The organism is Mesorhizobium sp. M7A.F.Ca.CA.001.08.2.1, assembly GCF_003998455.1.
Taxonomy (GTDB): Bacteria; Pseudomonadota; Alphaproteobacteria; order Rhizobiales; family Rhizobiaceae; genus Mesorhizobium; species Mesorhizobium ciceri.
On sequence record NZ_RZPW01000835.1, the window covers coordinates 1 to 2564 of the forward strand.

The 2564-nt window shown below is 58.5% G+C and carries 3 protein-coding genes; all 3 read left to right on the top strand.

What is annotated here, in order from left to right; genetic code table 11:
- The coding region (locus EN914_RS31725) for a response regulator (RefSeq protein WP_127389517.1) at positions 1–648 on the top strand (648 nt) is incomplete at its 5' end.
- Positions 649–759: 111 nt separating this feature from the next.
- On the top strand, positions 760–1086 hold the full coding sequence (locus EN914_RS31730; RefSeq protein WP_013525116.1) for a low affinity iron permease family protein: 327 nt from the start codon (positions 760–762) through the stop codon (positions 1084–1086).
- The gene (locus tag EN914_RS31735) at positions 1031–2419 is read left to right on the top strand and encodes a phosphatidylserine/phosphatidylglycerophosphate/cardiolipin synthase family protein (RefSeq protein ID WP_013525115.1); all 1389 of its coding nucleotides are present in this window, start codon (positions 1031–1033) and stop codon (positions 2417–2419) included. Before EN914_RS31730 ends, EN914_RS31735 begins: the two co-directional genes overlap by 56 nt.
- Positions 2420–2564: the final 145 nt, after the last annotated feature.

Sequence of the window (2564 nt, forward strand, 5' to 3'; positions counted from 1 at the left end):
GGCCAGTATGTGATGATAGCGGTCACCGATTCCGGAACGGGCATGACTGCGGACGTGCTGGCAAGAGCCTTCGATCCGTTCTTCACCACAAAGGGAGTCGGCAAGGGTACCGGATTGGGACTTAGCCAAGTGTATGGGTTTGTTCGTCAGTCCGGCGGCAGCGTCAAGATCTATTCCGAACTCGGTGTCGGAACCACCTTGAAGATCTATCTACCGCGGTCGCATGGCGGCATTCCCGACAGCCCGGCCGCCGCCTTGGCGGGCGAGCATCCGGGACATTCAGACGAGGTCATCATGATCGTCGAGGATGAAGATCGTGTACGCCTGATGGCCGCAGAAGCGCTGCGAGAACTGGGCTATTCCGTCCTGGAAATGTCGGGGCCACGAGATGCACTTGCCGCCGTGGAGAGCGGGCATGTGCCTTCGCTTCTGTTCACCGATGTGGTCATGCCGGAAATGTCAGGCCGCGAACTGGTGGACAAGGTCAGGACATCGCACCCGTCACTAAAGGTGCTCTACACCACCGGCTACACGCGAAACGCGATTGTTCACAATGGCACGCTCGATTTTGGAACGGAGCTTTTGACCAAACCCTACACGATCGACGAGCTGGCCGAGAAGGTCCGAAAGGTGCTCGATCGAAAGTAACGATCGGCCAGAGGCGATGTACTCAAGCGGCCGACCCAAATCCACTGCAGGCACGGCGGGGCGGTATGATGTCTCGCTGGAACCAGGGGGGACTGCCGCGAGTTCTCTGGAATGGCAAATCATCCGATCACCAGCGCCCTTACCACAATCGGCACACTGACTTCCCGTCCCGCTGCGTTCCTGGTCTTGTTGGCCTACGCAATTCTTTGGATGATTTTCGAGCGACAGAGCTTGGATTGGCATGGAGCCGCAACATTGTTCACGTGGGCGATGACGCTGTTCATCCAGCGCGCGGAGCACCGCGACACTCAAGCGATCCACGCCAAGCTGGACGAGATCCTGCGGTCAGATCACGCGGCTTCAAACATCACCCGGATCGACGATGAAGAGCCTGAGGAGATCGAAAAACATCGCCATCGCCAGCAACTGGGCGATTGACGTGCAGCCTTTCGGTTCCGTTGCGTCAGGCGCCCGCAAGAAGACCTCCCGCATTGCGCCTTGGCGAAAGGTGCTCATCTATCTGGCCATCGCCGCCATCGGCAGCCTGCTCACGGTGTTGATCATAAACCTCACTCCACAGCCGCGCGTTCTACGATCTATCGTCCCCCACCGGTTCGACGCTACGGATCCCCAATTTCCCAAGACGATGAGCAGCTATTCGCAAGGGCAGATGTTCGGTTCCAACGCGGTCCAAACTCTCGTCAACGGAGACGAAATATTTCCCTCAATGCTGCAAGCAATCGGGGCGGCTCGATCCAGCGTCAACATGGAAACGTATATTTATTGGTCAGGAGCCATCGGCTACGAGTTCGCGATCGCATTGGCGACGAAGGCCCGCGAAGGCGTGGAAGTCCGCGTGAACGTCGACTGGGTTGGCAGCCTTCCCTTCGACGAGGACCTGATCCGCATCATGACGACGGCAGGTGTGCGGTTCGAACGCTATCGGCCGCTACGCTGGTATACGTTGGACCGTGTAAACAACCGAACTCATCGCAAGCTGCTGATCGTTGATGGCCGGATCGCTTTCACTGGCGGGGTCGGCATTGCCGATGATTGGCGCGGGAACGCACGCAACTCAAATGAATGGCGCGACACGCATTACCGGATCGAAGGACCAGCCGTGCCCGCATTCCAGGCGGCGTTCGCCGAAAACTGGCTTGAGACGACCGGCGAGACATTGCAGGGCGGGAAGTTCTACCCTGCAGTTGCGGCCGCTGGCGGTCTCGATGCGCAGTTGATACTTTCTTCGCAGCCAAACGGCTCGGAGAACATGGAGTTGATGATGTTGGCGGCAATAGCCGCGGCCAAGGATCATCTGCGCATCGGCATGGCCTACTTCGTGCCGGACGACATCGCGCTGCAGCAGATTCTTGATGCAAGGAAGCGAGGCGTCTCGGTCGATGTCATCGTTCCCAATTGGCTCACGGATGTGCCTGTGGTGCGAAAGGGCTCGCGCTTTTTCTGGGGCGAATTGCTCAAGGCCGGTGTGCGCATCTTTGAGTTTCAACCCACAATGTACCATCCCAAGCTTTTGATCGTCGACGATGCCTGGGTGAGCTTTGGCTCGGCTAATCTGGATGAGCGATCCTTGCGCCTCAACGATGAGGCCAGTCTGAACGTCTACGGCTTGGAATTCGCGCGGACGCAAATAGACGTTTTCAACGAGGACCTGAAGCGATCAAGGCAGGTCAGTCTGGAAGAATGGCAAGCGCGTCCGCTAAGCGAAAAGGTCACCGACTACTTTGCGAGCAGGTTTCGCTCCCAGCTCTGATAATGGCGAGGAGGCGGAGATCCAAAGTCCCCGCGATTGCTCGCCAGGTATTTCGCAGCCTTGCTGGATCAGGTCGCGGAAGCCCTCCCTCCCAGCCGCGCTCGCCGCTGGACTCTCCCAGTGTTCCGCACGGCTGTGGAGAGCC

Coding starts and splice junctions, on each gene's coding strand:
- EN914_RS31730 (WP_013525116.1), top strand. CDS start 760: ATGGCAAATCATCCGATCACCAGCGCCCTTACCACAATCGGCACACTG.
- EN914_RS31735 (WP_013525115.1), top strand. CDS start 1,031: ATGAAGAGCCTGAGGAGATCGAAAAACATCGCCATCGCCAGCAACTGG.